The organism is Rhizobium grahamii CCGE 502, from assembly GCF_000298315.2.
Taxonomy (GTDB): domain Bacteria; phylum Pseudomonadota; class Alphaproteobacteria; order Rhizobiales; family Rhizobiaceae; genus Rhizobium; species Rhizobium grahamii.
In genome coordinates this window covers 84,532-99,020 of record NZ_AEYE02000010.1, presented here as the reverse complement: position 1 = coordinate 99,020, position 14,489 = coordinate 84,532, and the positions used below count along the sequence as shown (strand labels likewise).

The following is a 14,489-nucleotide window of genomic DNA, read 5'->3' as shown; positions in this document are numbered from 1 at the left end:
CTACATCCGGGCCTGAAGATCGCCAGCCTCCACATAGGCCATCTCGATCAGATAGCAGAGCATATCGGCGTTCTCCTTTTCCGCCACCCGCCGCAACTCAGCAAGCATCTGCCTGATGAAGGCGATGTTCTCATGCGAGCCGGATCGTCCGGTATCTTTCTTTGCGAACTTGGCCGCCATGGGATATTCTCTGAGGAAGGAGAAGCGCCGCCTTTCGGCTAGCTCGAACCACACTCCAAAAACGATACCTCAATTATCAGAAATTGCAATGCGTTTGTGATCTCGCATTGGTTGTATCGCGTTGTAATGCGTAAAAATGCAGTCAGACCACTTGACCGAAACGAATTCCCTGTCCATGTCGGAGAGCCGGTTATCTGGGCATCGCAGGGATTCCATCTGCTTATCCGCCGGCTTGGCACGTTTTTTTAGAGAATCATGATGAATGTTGTAGTGGTAGAATCGCCTGCCAAGGCAAAGACGATCAACAAGTATCTGGGCTCCGGATACAAGGTGCTCGCCTCCTTCGGCCATGTCCGCGATCTGCCTGCCAAGGACGGCTCGGTCCTTCCCGACCAGGATTTCGAGATGCTGTGGGAGGTCGATGGTGCATCGGCCAAGCGACTGAAGGACATCGCCGACGCGGTGAAGTCGTCCGACAGCCTGTTCCTCGCAACCGACCCGGATCGCGAGGGTGAAGCGATTTCCTGGCACGTCCTCGACATGCTGAACAAGAAGCGCGTCCTGAACGGCAAGACCGTGAAGCGGGTCGTTTTCAATGCGATCACGAAGAAGGCTGTCCTCGATGCCATGGCCGAGCCACGTGACATCGACGTGCCACTCGTCGATGCGTACCTCGCTCGCCGTGCCCTCGACTATCTCGTCGGCTTCAACCTGTCGCCAGTTCTCTGGCGCAAGCTTCCGGGCGCACGTTCGGCCGGCCGCGTTCAGTCGGTGGCGCTGCGTCTGGTCTGCGATCGCGAGTCCGAAATCGAGCGCTTCATCTCCGAGGAGTACTGGAACCTTTCGGCTCTCCTGAAGACGCCACGAGGCGACGAGTTCGAAGCAAAACTGGTTGCAGCGAATGGCAAGCGGTTGCAGGCTCGCTCGATCGCTAACGGCGAGGAAGCCGGCAAGCTGAAGGCGCTCCTGGAAGGTGCATCCTACGTCGTCGATACGGTCGAGGCGAAGCCCGTCAAGCGCAACCCGGGACCACCCTTCACAACCTCCACATTGCAGCAGGCGGCGTCCTCGAAGCTCGGCTTTTCCGCGTCGCGAACCATGCAGGTTGCCCAGAAGCTCTACGAGGGTGTCGACATCGGGGGCGAGACGGTCGGTCTGATCACGTACATGCGTACGGACGGCGTTCAGATGGCGCCCGAAGCCATCGATGCGGCGCGGAGCGCAATCGTCGATCAATTCGGCCAACGCTATCTGCCGGAGAAGGCTCGCTTTTATTCCACCAAGGCCAAGAACGCCCAGGAAGCACACGAGGCGATCCGCCCGACCGATTTCAATCGCTCGCCCGACCGCGTGCGGCAGTTCCTCGATGCCGACCAGTTGAGGCTTTACGACCTCGTCTGGAAGCGCGGCATCGCGAGCCAGATGGCCTCGGCCGAAATCGAGCGGACCACGGCTGAAATCACCGCCGACAATAACGGCCAGAAGGCTGGCCTGCGTGCTGTCGGCTCGGTCATTCGCTTCGATGGTTTCATCGCCGCCTATACAGACCAGAAGGAAGACGGCGAACAGAGTGACGATGGCGACGAGGATGGCCGCCTGCCCGAGATCAATGCACGCGAGAACCTCGCGAAGCAGAAGGTCAATTCGAGCCAACATTTCACCGAGCCGCCGCCGCGCTACTCCGAAGCAACGCTGATCAAAAAGATGGAAGAGCTCGGCATCGGGCGTCCGTCGACCTACGCCGCGACTCTGGCGACGCTGAGGGATCGCGAATACGTCACCATCGACAAGCGCAAACTCATCCCCCAGGCCAAGGGCCGGCTGGTGACCGCCTTCCTCGAAAGCTTCTTCACCAAATACGTCGAATACGATTTCACTGCTGATCTTGAAGAGAAGCTAGACCGGATCTCGGCCGGGGAGCTGAACTGGAAGCAAGTTCTGCGCGATTTCTGGAAGGACTTCTTCTCCCAGATCGAGGATACGAAGGAACTTCGCGTCACCAACGTGCTCGATTCACTCAACGAGGCACTGGCACCACTGGTCTTCCCGAAGCGGGAAGATGGAGGCGACCCTCGTATCTGCCAGGTGTGCGGCACCGGCAATCTGTCGCTGAAGCTCGGGAAATACGGCGCCTTCGTCGGCTGCTCGAACTACCCGGAATGCAACTATACCCGCCAGCTTTCGTCCGAAGGCGGTTCGGAAGCCGAAGGCGTTGCGCTGAACGAGCCAAAGAACCTCGGCACCGATCCTGTGACCGGCGAAGAGCTGACCCTGCGTTCTGGGCGCTTCGGCCCCTACATCCAGCGCGGTGACGGCAAGGAAGCAAAGCGTTCCTCGCTGCCGAAGGGCTGGAAGCCAGAGGATATCGACTATGAGAAGGCGATGGCGCTGATTTCGCTGCCACGCGATATCGGCAAGCATCCGGAAACCGGCAAGATGATTTCTTCCGGCATCGGTCGCTACGGACCCTTCCTGCTGCACGACGGCGGCTACGCCAACCTCGAAAGCGTCGAAGACGTCTTCTCGATCGGCCTCAACCGCGCCGTGACCGTGATTGCCGACAAGGCGAGCAAGGGACCTGCCGGACGCGGCCGGACTGCGGCTACAGCGCTCAAGGAACTGGGCGACCATCCTGATGGCGGCGCGATCACCGTTCGCGACGGCAAGTATGGTCCCTATGTGAACTGGGGCAAGGTCAATGCGACCCTGCCGAAGGGCACCGACCCGCAGGCCCTGACCGTCGAAGAAGCGCTGGCGCTGATCGCCGCCAAGGCAGGCAAGGCACCGGCATCGAAGAGCAAGGCAAAGCCGAAGGCGAAAGCCGCCTCGGCTGAAACCAAGACGAAGACCGCCGCCAAGCCGAAGACGACCAAAGCCAAGACGCCGGCAAAGACGAAGAAGAGCGAAGAGTGAGCAAAATCCCGCGGGAAAGAACGAAGGGCATGGGCAAACGTCCCGGCAAGATCGGACGCGCCAGCCAGCAACCCGCAGCCGAACCGCTGAATATCGCTCATGGGGCGCTACCCTCCCGCGAAGTGATTCTGCGCTTTATCGCCGACCATCCGCAAAAGGCGTCGAAGCGTGAGCTCGCGAAGGCCTTCGGACTGAAAGGCGACAGCCGCGTCGAACTGAAGCACCTCCTGCGCGAACTGGAGCAGGAAGGCATGCTCCAGAAGACGCGAAAGTCGCTGATCCGGCCCGGCGCACTGCCGCCGGTCACAGTGCTCGACATCACGACACGCGACAAGGATGGCGAACTGATCGGCCGGCCCGCGGAATGGCCGGAGGAGATGGGCGTTGCGCCCGCCGTCGCCATCCGCCAGTCAACGTCAGCAGCAGGTCGCAACGGCAAGGGCAAGGCTCCCGTTGCCGGCATGGGCGACCGTATTCTGGCGAAGATCTTTCCGGCCTCCGATCGCGGCGGCCCGGCCTACACCGCTCGCATCATCAAGATTTTGGACAAGCGCCGCGGCGCACTGCTCGGCGTCTTCAAGGATGCACCGGGCGGTGCCGGTCGTCTGCTGCCGATCGAGCGGCGTGGTGAGGAAATGGTGATCGACCCCGAGTACAAGGGCGAGGCCAAGGACGGCGATCTTGTTGAAGTCGAAGTCGCCCGCCTAGGTCGCTTCGGCCTGCCGCGTGCCAAGGTGCTCTCGATCATCGGCTCCGTCGCATCCGAGAAGGCGATCTCGATGATCGCCATCCATGCCCATGGCATCCCTTATACATTCCCGCCTGCCGTTGTCGCGGAAGCCGACGATGCCAAGCCCGCGACGATGTCGCATCGCGAGGACTGGCGTGATGTTCCGCTGATCACCATCGATCCGGCTGATGCGAAGGATCATGACGACGCCGTCTATGCCGAGGCGGATCCGTCTCCCGACAATCTCGATGGGGTCATCGTTACCGTCGCCATTGCCGACGTCTCCTATTACGTCCGCCCGAACTCCCCGCTCGACCGCGAAGCCCTGAAGCGCGGCAACTCGGTTTATTTCCCCGACCGGGTCGTCCCGATGCTGCCGGAGCGCATCTCGAACGATCTCTGCTCGTTGAGAGAGGGTCAGGATCGGCCGGCGCTTGCCGTTCGCATGATGTTTTCGAAGGAAGGCCGAAAGATCGGCCATACCTTCCATCGCGTCATGATGAAGAGCGCCGCTAAGCTCTCCTACCAGCAGGCGCAGGCGGCGATCGACGGCACGCCTGACGATAAGACGGGACCGCTTCTCGAACCGATCCTGAAGCCGCTCTGGAATGCCTACCGGATCATGACGCGCGGCCGCGAACGTCGGCAGCCGCTCGAGCTCGACATGCCGGAACGCAAGATCCTGCTGAAGCCTGACGGCACCGTGGACCGCGTCTTCGTGCCGCCGCGCCTCGACGCGCACAAGCTGATCGAGGAAATGATGATCCAGGCCAACGTCTCGGCAGCCGAAACGCTGGAGAAGAAGCGGCAGGTGCTGATTTACCGCATCCATGACGGTCCGACGCTCGCCAAGCAGGAAGTGTTGCGCGAATTCCTGGCGACGCTTGGGATATCGCTTCCCAAGGGCGGCAACATGCGCGCCAACAATTTCAACATGATCCTCGCCAAGGCGGACGACACGCCGCACCAGACCATGGTCAACGAGATGGTGTTGCGCTCCCAGAGCCAGGCTATCTACAGCCCTGAGAATATCGGGCACTTCGGCCTGAACCTGATGAAGTACGCGCACTTCACCTCACCGATCCGCCGTTATGCTGATCTGATCGTGCATCGTGCACTGGTCGGTTCTCTCGGCTTCGGTGAAGGCGGTATTGCGCCAGACGAAGAAGCCGCACTCGACGACATTGCTGCCGAGATCTCGACCTTCGAGCGCCGCGCCATGGCGGCCGAGCGCGAGACGGTGGATCGCCTGATTGCGCACCACCTTGCCGGCCGTGTCGGCGAGGAATTCGAAGGGCGCGTAGGAGGCGTGACGAAATCGGGACTATTTGTCGCCCTGCCGGACTATGGAGCGGACGGCTTCATTCCTATATCTACGCTCGGAACGGACTACTTCATCTATGATGAGGCGCATCAGGCGCTGTCTGGCGAGAAAACCGGCCTCGGATATCGCCTGGGGGACAGCGTTACGGTGAGACTTGCGGAAGCCATTCCGCTTGCCGGCGCGCTTCGTTTCGAGATGATCAGCGAGGGGCGAAAGATGCCCACTGCTGTACGGTCGTTCCATAAGGCTGGCCGGCGCGACGCAAGCCGCGCGCGCAAACAGGCCGGAACAAGGCCGCCGAGAGGGCGGCGATAGGCGTGTAGGGACGCCGCGAAAGGAAACGTGCGATGACCACCACCTCGACCGACCAGGCGATCCGTTACGGAGCAAGCGAGGAGGTGGAACGTCCGCTCGGCCGTTCTATCAAGCGCGGCATGCTGAACACCTGCCCCAACTGCGGCACCGGCAAACTGTTCAAGAGCTTCTTGAAGCCCGTGGACAACTGCGCCGTCTGTGGGGAGGCAATGCATCACCATCGCGCGGACGATCTGCCGCCTTACCTCACGATCGTCATCATCGGACACCTCATCATCGGCGGCTACATGGCGACCGATCTTGTTTGGCCTATGCCGCTCTGGCTTACCTTCGCGATCTGGACGCCCATTACCCTGATTGCCACGCTGCTGATCATCCAGCCGATCAAGGGCGGTGTCATCGGTCTGCAGTGGGCGCTGCGCATGCATGGCTTCGGCGGACAGAGCAGCGATACCGACGAATATGAGATTCCCGGCCGCAGGCGCTAAGCGCCTGCCTGCCTGGTCTTCACCTTCACGACACAATTTGCGTGTAGTGGCACGCCCCAACTGCAGTGCAGTTCAATAGCCGCAGGGCGAAATCTTAGGCGTATTCGGTAAGCTTCTTTGATTGAATCAATTCAAGATCATCCAGGTTATTGCCGCCAGCGCGTTTCATCTTGTAAAGCACAGCCGTCATTTGGATTTGGCACTACCGTGCCTTTCTATGGTGCTTTGCGGTGAGCGATTCTCCGCAGCAAGTCTCTAAGGATGGATACATGTCTCAGCCGCGAAACGGCACAACACCAGGCGATGTCGAGGAAATCCATTGGCCTTCACTGGTGGCAGCCGTCTCGTCCATTTCGGCTGTCGGCATAGCAATCGGCCTCGGACTTCCGCTGCTGAGCATCATCCTCGAAAAGCGCGGCATTCCCTCGACGCTTATTGGACTGAATACGGCGATGGCGGGCGTTGCCGCGATGGCGGCGGCTCCGATCACCACGAAGCTGGCACACAAATACGGCGTCGCCCCGACCATGATATGGGCGGTGCTGATCTCAGCCGTAAGTGCGCTTGGGTTCTACTATGCCCAGGATTTCTGGATGTGGTTCCCGCTGCGTTTCGCCTTTCACGGCGCAACAACGACGCTCTTCATCCTGTCGGAGTTCTGGATCAACGCAGCCTCGCCGCCCTCCAAACGGGGCTTTGTGCTCGGGATCTACGCCACCGTTCTCTCACTCGGGTTTGCGGGCGGCCCACTGCTCTTTTCTATTCTCGGCAGCGATGGCGTGCTGCCGTTTGCCGTCGGCGCCTGCGCCGTCCTCCTAGCTGCAATTCCGATTTATATCGCACGGTACGAAAGTCCGGTACTCGAAGAAAAGCCGGAACTGCATTTCATGCGCTACGTTTTCCTGGTACCGAGCGCAACGGCTGCCGTCTTCATCTTCGGCGCCGTAGAAGCCGGTGGCCTGGCCTTGTTCCCGATTTACGCGGTGCGCGCCTCCTTTACCGAATCGCAGGCAGCTCTGCTGCTGACCGTGATGGGAATCGGCAACGTAATCTTTCAGATCCCCGTCGGCCTGCTTTCGGACCGCATGAAGGACAAGCGACCGCTGCTGGCCGCTATGGCCTTCATGGGCCTGATCGGCTCTCTGATGCTGCCGGTTCTTGTCCACAGCTGGATCTTGATGGCGACCGTTCTTCTCTTCTGGGGCGGCTGTGTTGCGGGGCTCTATACCGTCGGCCTCAGTCACTTGGGCTCGCGCCTGACCGGTTCGGACCTTGCTGCCGCCAACGCGGCCTTTGTGTTCTGTTATGCAGTGGGTACCGTGGCTGGCCCGCAGGTGATCGGCGCCGCCATCGACGTTGCCGGCAACGACGGTTTCGCCTGGGCAATCGCCGGATTCTTCGGCCTTTATGCCCTGCTTTCCTCCATCAGACTGCTTTTCCTCCGAAAGCGGGCTTGACTTTTCGAGCGAGATTCGTAGTTTCGCGCCAGAATTTGCCGTGGAGCCAATCCGGCCTGCCACGGCTTTCATTTTATTGAAGGCAGGACGACCATGGCCAAGGCTACCACAATCAAGATCAAGCTTCTGTCGACGGCCGACACCGGTTTCTTCTACGTCACGACGAAGAACAGCCGCACGATGACCGACAAGATGACGAAGACCAAGTACGACCCGATTGCTAAGAAGCACGTCGAGTTCAAGGAAACCAAGATCAAGTAATCACCTGATCTGACGTTCTTCAAAAAGGCGCGCGCCCATGGCTGCGCGCCTTTTTGTTTGCCGGCTCTACAGACTTGGTCTCGATCCAGAAAACAGAAACGCCGTCCTTCCCGAAAATGCGGAACGGACGGCGTTTTCTTGAAAGGGGGTCGACCAGCAAGCAACGCGGCACGAGGAACCGCTGAATGTTGCAAACCAGCCGACCGACCCCACGACCCAGGAGATGCGGCGGACCTGAGCATCATGGGGTATCTCGGACTCCTCACACGGAGTGCTTATCTCTTATGTGCCGATAATTTGCTCGAAAATGAAAGAAAATCAACAAATTCTTAATGGTTAGATTTCCGAGGTTGATTTTATGGTTAAAAGTACGGCTTTGGGACAGCTTTTAGACCGCTGAATCGGATACATTGGCAAGAACAGCGCCGAATTGGCAAAGAAAGGCGAAACTATAGACCAATAGTATTAGCCTACGTGGCTGCGGCCAGCAGATCAGTTCGCGTCACTATTTCCGTACAATGCCGGCTAGTATGATTAAACCTCACATTTTCCCTAGGCCGGCGACGAATCTGCTTGTGACGATATCGAATGCCAATAAATCAACGATTCAAGCGACCGGCTAAGCAGTCAAATTACTTGCTGGTTCGCAGCTGTGGATGACCCGAAATATGTCATGGAAGCGTTATTCAAGCGGCCGCGACGACGCGATTCCGGCCGCCCGTTTTTGCGTCGTACAGTGCGAGATCGGCCTGCTTCATCAACTGTCCTGGAGTGATGACGGAGGAGATCCGTGACGAAATTCCGAACGAAGCGGTAACGCTCAGTTCCTGCCCAGATGACTTCAGCAAGAACGGCACTGTCTCGACCGCGGAACGCAGCCGTTCCGCGACAGCCGCGGCTATCTCGGGCGACGTGTCAGGCATGACGACCACGAATTCCTCGCCACCATAGCGGCAGGCAAGATCGGCGCCGCGGACGGTGGAGCGAATGCGGCTCGCGAACTCCCGCAGCACATCGTCGCCGGCATCGTGCCCGTAAGTGTCGTTGACCTGTTTGAAGCGATCGATGTCGGTGATCAGCACGGACAGCGGGCGGCCCCGCGCCATCGATCGATTGAAGAGTGTGCTCAGGTGATTATCCAGGTAGCGACGGTTGCTGAGCCCGGTCAGTGGATCCGTGACCGCGAGTTCGATTGTCTGCTTCACGCTTGCGCGCAGGCGATCATTGTAACGCTTGCGGCGCATCTGCGTGAGGCTGCGGGCCACCAGTTCGTTGGGATCGACCGGCCTTACGATGTAGTCGTTGACGCCAAGTTCCAGCGCCCGGATCACCATGTCGTCATCGCCCTGCTCGGTGATAATCAGGATGGGCAGAAAGCGCGTGCGCTCCAGCGAGCGAAGCTGAGAGCATAGGCGGAGCGGATCGTAGTCGTCAAAGTTGGCATTGACGATGACCAGTTCAAACGGATTTTCCGAGGCCTCGAAGAGCGCGCCTTGTGGGTCCGAAATCGCAGAGACATCGGCGACAGGCTTCAAGGCCTTGATGATGCGCTCCTGGGAATTGGCGCGCCCATCAACCAGCAGCACTTGGCCAGCTTCGTCGCCCCGCCCCTCGCCCGAACGGAGCAGCTCGTCGATCCCCATTGTATGGGCGGTCTCGGCGCGAATGCGCAATTCGTCACTGAGCGTCTTCAGCCTCAGGAGGCTTTTCACCCGCGAAATCAGTTGGAGGTCGTTGACCGGCTTGGTGAGAAAATCATCGGCGCCGGCCTTAAGGCCACGCACGCGATCGGTCGGCTGATCCAATGCGGTTACCATGACCACAGGTATGTGCGAGGTCTTTGGATTGGCTTTCAGCCGCTCGCACACTTCGAATCCGTCCATCCCTGGCATCATGATATCGAGAAGGACGAGATCGACCTGGTTACGCTCGCAGATTGCCAGCGCCTGATAGCCGTCGCCGGCGGTCAAAACGTCGAAGTACTCGGCAACAAGCCGAGCCTCAAGCAACTTGACGTTAGCCGGAATGTCATCAACCACGAGAATGCGCGCAGTCATAGGCTTCTTTCCGATGCGTCAGGCATCGCCCAGATAGGTCTTGATCGTCTCAATGAATTTAGGAACGGAAATGGGTTTGGAGACATAGGCCTCACAACCGCCTTGGCGGATGCGCTCCTCGTCTCCCTTCATGGCAAATGCTGTAACGGCGATAACAGGAATGACGTGCAGATCATCATCTTCCTTCAGCCATTTGGTAACCTCGAGACCAGAAACCTCGGGGAGCTGAATATCCATCAAAATCAGATCGGGCCGGTATTTGCGCGCGAGATCGAGCGCTTCCATGCCGTTTCGGGTCTGAATTGTCGTGTAACCGGACGCCTCGATAAGGTCGCGAAAGAGCTTCATGTTGAGCTCGTTATCTTCTACAATCATCACCTGCTTGGGCATGACACGCGTCCTACGTCCGTTCTGGTACCGCTTCCCCGCATGAAGAAGACTTCTGCGATGGCATGGTTCCATAGAACCGATGGCTGCACACTATCGGTATTTGGTTGAAAAATAGGTAACTTACCCAGAGAAATGCAAAGCAACTTCAAGTCTTCCAAACAACTCGCGGCCGATCCCCAGCAGACTGCTGTCACCGTCCTCGCCTGGCTTGCCAACGAGCCGGATCTGTTCGGCCGTTTCCTTGCATTAACCGGCGTCGAGCCGGCACAGGTGCGCCACGCGATCAACGATCCCGGGTTTCTTTCCGGCATGATGGACTTCATCATGCAGCACGAGCCGACGGCGATGGCCTTTTGCCAGGCGACCAGTACCGCGCCCGAAGCGTTGAATGCGGCATGGCTGCATTTCTCGCCGCCGGGACTTGGCTCGGGAGAATATTGAGCATGGATTTTGCAACCAGCGTCAGCCAGGTGCGGCTCGCCGACCGGCCTTTGGTCGTCTGCGACATTGACGAAGTGGTCCTTGAGTTCCTCACTCCGTTTACCGCTTTCCTGCGCTCGCACAGCTACGACCTCCTGCCCCGGTCGTTCCGCCTGTACGGCAATATCGTATCGCTCCTCGACGGCAGCGAATTGGACAGAGCCTCGGTCGATTCGTTTGAGGAAATGTTCTTCGCGAACCAGCACCTCTGGCAGAAGCCGGCGGAAAAGGCCGTCGAAACACTGCAGTCGCTTTCGGTCGACGCCGACATCGTCTTCTTGACCGCAATGCCGCCTCGGCACCACGGCATCCGGCGCGAATTTCTCAATCAACTCGACCTCTCTTTCGACCTGATCGCCACCGAGGAGCCCAAGGGCCCTGTCGTGGCAACACTGCATGATCGCCGAAGCCTGCCGGTTGCCTTCATCGATGATATGCAACGCAATCTCCTTTCCGTTGCCGATCATGTGCCCGACTGCCTCCTCCTGACCATGATGGCCAACGCCGACTTCAAGCCGTTCGCGCCGCCGCCTGCTGGAAGCATTGTAGAGGCATCCGGCTGGGGCCATGCCGCAGAGCTACTAAGGGCACATTTCGCGGCGAATGTTCTCACGAGCGCAAATCCAGCCGCATAAGCGGTCGGCCATCCTTTCGTTTTGCCACGGTCTCGAATCCGGCAGCGTCGAAGATCGCGGTCGAGCCCGTACAGAGCGTCACCGATTTCGATTGTTTGACCTGGTCGATTGGACAGCCTTCGAGATAGCGAGCGCCGTGGCGTCGGGCATGATCGATCGCACCGGCAAGGAGACGGTGGCTCAGCCCCCGCCCCCGCAAACGCGACGTGAGGAAGAAACAACTCACCGCCCAGCATGACGGATCGTGAGCGTCGCCCTCCTCCACCGGTCGGGATACCGTCCTCGGCGAATTGAATTGCGGTACGTCGTACCGCGGCCCGACCTGGACCCATGCGACCGGTTCGTCATCGCCATAGGCCAGAATGCCCGGTGGCGGCCCGACAGCGATCCGGCCGAGCATGTGCGATTTCCGCTCGTCCGGCCCCATTTTCGTTCGGACGGAATGAGGCAGGCGAAGTGCGACACACCAGCAATCATAAAAGGCTCCACGGGGACCGAAGAGCTGTTCGAAGTCAGCCCACCGGTCTGCCGTCACCGGCTCGAAACGGAGATCGATGTCCAACGCAAACCTCCCGGCCTCTCTTGAGACTCAAAAGCTTAGAGGCTAATGTTGCAATGTTCAATCTTTGTTCTCATCATGACACCTGTAAGCGCCACGACACCCGGCTTCTGTCGCGACTGCCTTGCCGAGCAGAAGGCCGAAATGCGCCGCTGCAGGGCCTGTGGGAGTCCCCGTCTTGTGCGGCATCAGGAGCTTTATCAGCTGACACTGGCGCACATCGATTGCGACGCCTTCTATGCGACGATCGAGAAGCGCGACAATCCAGAGCTTGCCGACAAACCCGTTATCATCGGCGGCGGCAAGCGCGGGGTGGTCTCGACCGCCTGCTATATTGCGCGGATCCACGGTGTTCGCTCCGCGATGCCGATGTTCAAGGCCTTGGAAGCCTGCCCGCAGGCCGTGGTGATCCGACCGGACATGGACAAATACGCCAAGGTTGGACGTGAGGTCCGCACTTTGATGCAGGAGCTAACACCGCTCGTTCAGCCGCTTTCGATCGACGAGGCATTTTTGGAACTTGGTGGCACTGAGCGGCTGCATCACGATCCGCCGGCGCGCACGCTTGCCAAATTTGCTCAGCGCATCGAGAAGGAGATCGGCATAACCATCTCCGTCGGCCTCTCCTACTGCAAGTTTCTCGCAAAGGTCGCGTCCGACCTTCATAAGCCTCGGGGCTTCTCGGTCATCGGTCGAGAGGAAGCGGTTTCCTTCCTCGCACCCCGACCGGTGACGACAATATGGGGTGTCGGCAAGGCATTTGCGGCCACGCTCGAGGCTGACGGTATCCGCACCATCGGGCAGTTGCAGATGATGGAGGAGAACGACCTCATGCGCCGATATGGCAGCATGGGGCAGCGGCTTGCGCGCCTTTCCCGCGGGGTCGACGATCGCGAGGTGCACCTGAACGATGCAGCAAAGAGCGTTTCGTCGGAAACCACCTTCTTCGATGATATCTCCCGCCATGACGAGCTCGTTCCTATCCTCCGCAGTCTTTCCGAGAAGGTCGCCTGGCGGCTAAAGAAGCACGATATCGCCGGCCATACGGTGGTTCTGAAAATGAAGACGGCAGACTTCAAACTGCGCACCCGCAATCGCAAGCTCGAAGACCCGACCCAACTTGCCGACCGGATCTTCCGCACCGGGTTGGAGCTCCTCGAGAGGGAAACGGACGGGACGAAGTTTCGCTTGATCGGAATCGGCGTGACGGATCTTTGCGATCCCGCTCGCGCCGATCCGCCCGACCTCATCGATGTGCAATCTGGCCGCAGGGCAGCTGCCGAAGCTGCAATGGACAAACTGCGCGACAAGTTCGGCAAAGGCACTGTTCAGACCGGATACACCTTCGGTGGTAAGCGCGATCACTAATATGTGAGCCGTGCTCAAGACCCATCATTTCAAGTTTTCATTAAGCTTCGCCGCTTAGGCTGGCGCTTCACGTATTGCGTATCGGTTGAATCATATGTTGTCGCGTCTCGTCCTTGGCCTCGGCTTGCTGTCGGCCACTGCATTGGTGCACCCCGCGCTCGCGGCGGATGCACGCACGCTGCAGATCTTCGTTTCGAAGGATGCGCAGTCGCTGACGCTGTACGACGGCGCCGAGGCCGTTGCGACTTCGAAAGTGTCGACGGGCAAACCGGGGCATACAACGCCGAGCGGCATCTTTTCCGTCATCGAGAAGCAGAAATATCACGAGTCCAACATCTATTCGGCTGCGCCGATGCCGTTCATGCAGCGACTGACCTGGTCCGGGATTGCACTTCACGAGTCGAACGCCGTGCCGCACTATCCTGCATCACACGGCTGCGTTCGCATGCCGGCAGCTTTTGCCAAGCAACTCTACAAGATGACGGCGATGGGGGTGCCGGTTGTCATAACCGACGCCGAATTGACACCTGAAGCAATCGATCATCCGACGCTCTTCCGGCCGGACATGCCGACGCCGCCGGCACTGCTTTCCGAGGCTGCTTTGCGGCCGGCGATCGGCCAAGTTCCTGTTCAGGTCGCCATGAACGACGTTGCGATGTCGTCTCGCGAGATTCCAGCTGCAACCCCACCGGCAAACGACACGCCGATCCGCATTCTCATTACGCGCCGCAGCCAACGAGAGGAAGTCATCGACCTCCAGACCTATCTGAATGAACTCGGATTCGCCGTGGGCGAACCAGACGGCTTGCTCGGATCGGCAACGCTGCAGGCGATCAGCGATTTCAAGTTGAAGTATCCGGTCGAACCGACGGCAGACAAGTCACCAGTGAGCGACGTCCTCCTCAAGGCCGTCTATGCCGCGGCTGGCAAGGGAACGCCACCGAACGGCGTTATCATGATCCGCCAAGGATTCCAGCCCGTTCTTGAAGAGCCGATCTCGATCGTGAACCCGGGCCTCGCGCTCGGCACGCATTTCTTCTTTGTCCATGACGTGGATTTCGAAACCGGCTCGGCGGCCTGGATGGGCGCGACACTTCCCAACACACTCTCGCGCGCGACCATGACAGGGCTTGGTATTAGCAGTCTCGAGAGCTCGATCATATCAGGCACGCCGATCGCCAACGCATTAAACCGTATCGATATTCCGGAGGAGACGCGGCGCAAGATCAACGCGATGTTGACCTCAGGATCAACACTGACGATCTCCGACACCGGCCTCGGACCCGAGACCGGCAAGGGCACGGACTTCATTACCCTCACAAGGGGTTGACG

General features: G+C 59.3%; 13 protein-coding genes. 9 read left to right on the top strand and 4 right to left on the bottom strand.

Features of this window, described 5'->3' with window-relative positions:
- A complete protein-coding gene (locus tag RGCCGE502_RS07975) occupies positions 1 to 180 on the bottom strand; it encodes a hypothetical protein (protein ID WP_016553641.1) in 180 nt (59 codons plus the stop codon).
- Positions 181 to 438: 258 nt separating this feature from the next.
- Here RGCCGE502_RS07975 and topA point away from each other — a divergent pair, with 258 nt between their 5' ends.
- The 5 genes from topA (at position 439) to rpmG (ending at position 7,668) form a co-directional block, all read left to right on the top strand.
- Positions 439 to 3,093, top strand: coding sequence for a type I DNA topoisomerase (gene topA / locus RGCCGE502_RS07970; RefSeq protein ID WP_016553640.1), 2,655 nt, complete (start codon positions 439 to 441; stop codon positions 3,091 to 3,093).
- On the top strand, positions 3,090 to 5,462 hold the full coding sequence (gene rnr, locus RGCCGE502_RS07965; protein ID WP_016553639.1) for a ribonuclease R: 2,373 nt from the start codon (positions 3,090 to 3,092) through the stop codon (positions 5,460 to 5,462). Before topA ends, rnr begins: the two co-directional genes overlap by 4 nt.
- A gap of 32 nt (positions 5,463 to 5,494) precedes the next feature.
- Positions 5,495 to 5,950, top strand: a complete 456-nt coding sequence (locus RGCCGE502_RS07960) for a DUF983 domain-containing protein (RefSeq protein ID WP_016553638.1) — start codon at positions 5,495 to 5,497, stop codon at positions 5,948 to 5,950.
- Between the two features lie 269 nt (positions 5,951 to 6,219).
- Positions 6,220 to 7,407 (top strand): MFS transporter, encoded by a 1,188-nt coding sequence (locus RGCCGE502_RS07955; RefSeq protein ID WP_016553637.1) that lies wholly within the window; start codon positions 6,220 to 6,222, stop codon positions 7,405 to 7,407.
- Positions 7,408 to 7,500: 93 nt separating this feature from the next.
- Complete coding sequence (rpmG, locus tag RGCCGE502_RS07950) at positions 7,501 to 7,668, top strand: 50S ribosomal protein L33 (RefSeq protein ID WP_003587245.1); 168 nt, start codon at positions 7,501 to 7,503, stop codon at positions 7,666 to 7,668.
- A gap of 686 nt (positions 7,669 to 8,354) precedes the next feature.
- Here rpmG and RGCCGE502_RS07945 read toward each other — a convergent pair.
- The gene (locus RGCCGE502_RS07945) at positions 8,355 to 9,725 is read right to left on the bottom strand and encodes a PleD family two-component system response regulator (protein WP_016553636.1); all 1,371 of its coding nucleotides are present in this window, start codon (positions 9,723 to 9,725) and stop codon (positions 8,355 to 8,357) included.
- 18 nt (positions 9,726 to 9,743) lie between these two features.
- Positions 9,744 to 10,115 (bottom strand): response regulator, encoded by a 372-nt coding sequence (locus RGCCGE502_RS07940; protein ID WP_007531841.1) that lies wholly within the window; start codon positions 10,113 to 10,115, stop codon positions 9,744 to 9,746.
- Positions 10,116 to 10,247: 132 nt separating this feature from the next.
- On the opposite strand from RGCCGE502_RS07940, the gene RGCCGE502_RS07935 reads away from it, so the two are divergent.
- Both RGCCGE502_RS07935 and RGCCGE502_RS07930 read left to right on the top strand, forming a co-directional pair.
- Positions 10,248 to 10,556, top strand: coding sequence for a DUF3572 domain-containing protein (locus RGCCGE502_RS07935; RefSeq protein ID WP_016553635.1), 309 nt, complete (start codon positions 10,248 to 10,250; stop codon positions 10,554 to 10,556).
- 2 nt (positions 10,557 to 10,558) lie between these two features.
- Positions 10,559 to 11,230: a hypothetical protein gene (locus RGCCGE502_RS07930; protein WP_016553634.1), complete on the top strand. Its 672-nt coding sequence runs from the start codon at positions 10,559 to 10,561 to the stop codon at positions 11,228 to 11,230.
- Here RGCCGE502_RS07930 and RGCCGE502_RS07925 read toward each other — a convergent pair.
- Positions 11,205 to 11,792 carry a GNAT family N-acetyltransferase gene (locus RGCCGE502_RS07925; protein WP_016553633.1) on the bottom strand — a complete coding sequence of 196 codons (588 nt, stop codon included), beginning with the start codon at positions 11,790 to 11,792 and terminating at the stop codon, positions 11,205 to 11,207. The genes RGCCGE502_RS07930 and RGCCGE502_RS07925 overlap by 26 nt on opposite strands.
- Before the next feature lie 75 nt (positions 11,793 to 11,867).
- Between RGCCGE502_RS07925 and RGCCGE502_RS07920 the strand changes: the two genes are divergently transcribed.
- A complete protein-coding gene (locus RGCCGE502_RS07920) occupies positions 11,868 to 13,157 on the top strand; it encodes a DNA polymerase IV (RefSeq protein WP_016553632.1) in 1,290 nt (429 codons plus the stop codon).
- Between the two features lie 94 nt (positions 13,158 to 13,251).
- Positions 13,252 to 14,487, top strand: coding sequence for a L,D-transpeptidase family protein (locus RGCCGE502_RS07915; RefSeq protein ID WP_016553631.1), 1,236 nt, complete (start codon positions 13,252 to 13,254; stop codon positions 14,485 to 14,487).
- The last annotated feature ends 2 nt before the right edge of the window (positions 14,488 to 14,489 follow it).

Bases quoted from the DNA above. Each gene is read 5' to 3' on its own strand.
- rpmG (WP_003587245.1), top strand. From the start codon at position 7,501: ATGGCCAAGGCTACCACAATCAAGATCAAGCTTCTGTCGACGGCCGAC.
- RGCCGE502_RS07955 (WP_016553637.1), top strand. From the start codon at position 6,220: ATGTCTCAGCCGCGAAACGGCACAACACCAGGCGATGTCGAGGAAATC.
- RGCCGE502_RS07935 (WP_016553635.1), top strand. From the start codon at position 10,248: ATGCAAAGCAACTTCAAGTCTTCCAAACAACTCGCGGCCGATCCCCAG.
- RGCCGE502_RS07975 (WP_016553641.1), bottom strand. From the start codon at position 180: ATGGCGGCCAAGTTCGCAAAGAAAGATACCGGACGATCCGGCTCGCAT.
- RGCCGE502_RS07930 (WP_016553634.1), top strand. From the start codon at position 10,559: ATGGATTTTGCAACCAGCGTCAGCCAGGTGCGGCTCGCCGACCGGCCT.
- topA (WP_016553640.1), top strand. From the start codon at position 439: ATGAATGTTGTAGTGGTAGAATCGCCTGCCAAGGCAAAGACGATCAAC.
- RGCCGE502_RS07960 (WP_016553638.1), top strand. From the start codon at position 5,495: ATGACCACCACCTCGACCGACCAGGCGATCCGTTACGGAGCAAGCGAG.
- RGCCGE502_RS07920 (WP_016553632.1), top strand. From the start codon at position 11,868: ATGACACCTGTAAGCGCCACGACACCCGGCTTCTGTCGCGACTGCCTT.
- RGCCGE502_RS07945 (WP_016553636.1), bottom strand. From the start codon at position 9,725: ATGACTGCGCGCATTCTCGTGGTTGATGACATTCCGGCTAACGTCAAG.
- RGCCGE502_RS07940 (WP_007531841.1), bottom strand. From the start codon at position 10,115: ATGCCCAAGCAGGTGATGATTGTAGAAGATAACGAGCTCAACATGAAG.
- RGCCGE502_RS07915 (WP_016553631.1), top strand. From the start codon at position 13,252: ATGTTGTCGCGTCTCGTCCTTGGCCTCGGCTTGCTGTCGGCCACTGCA.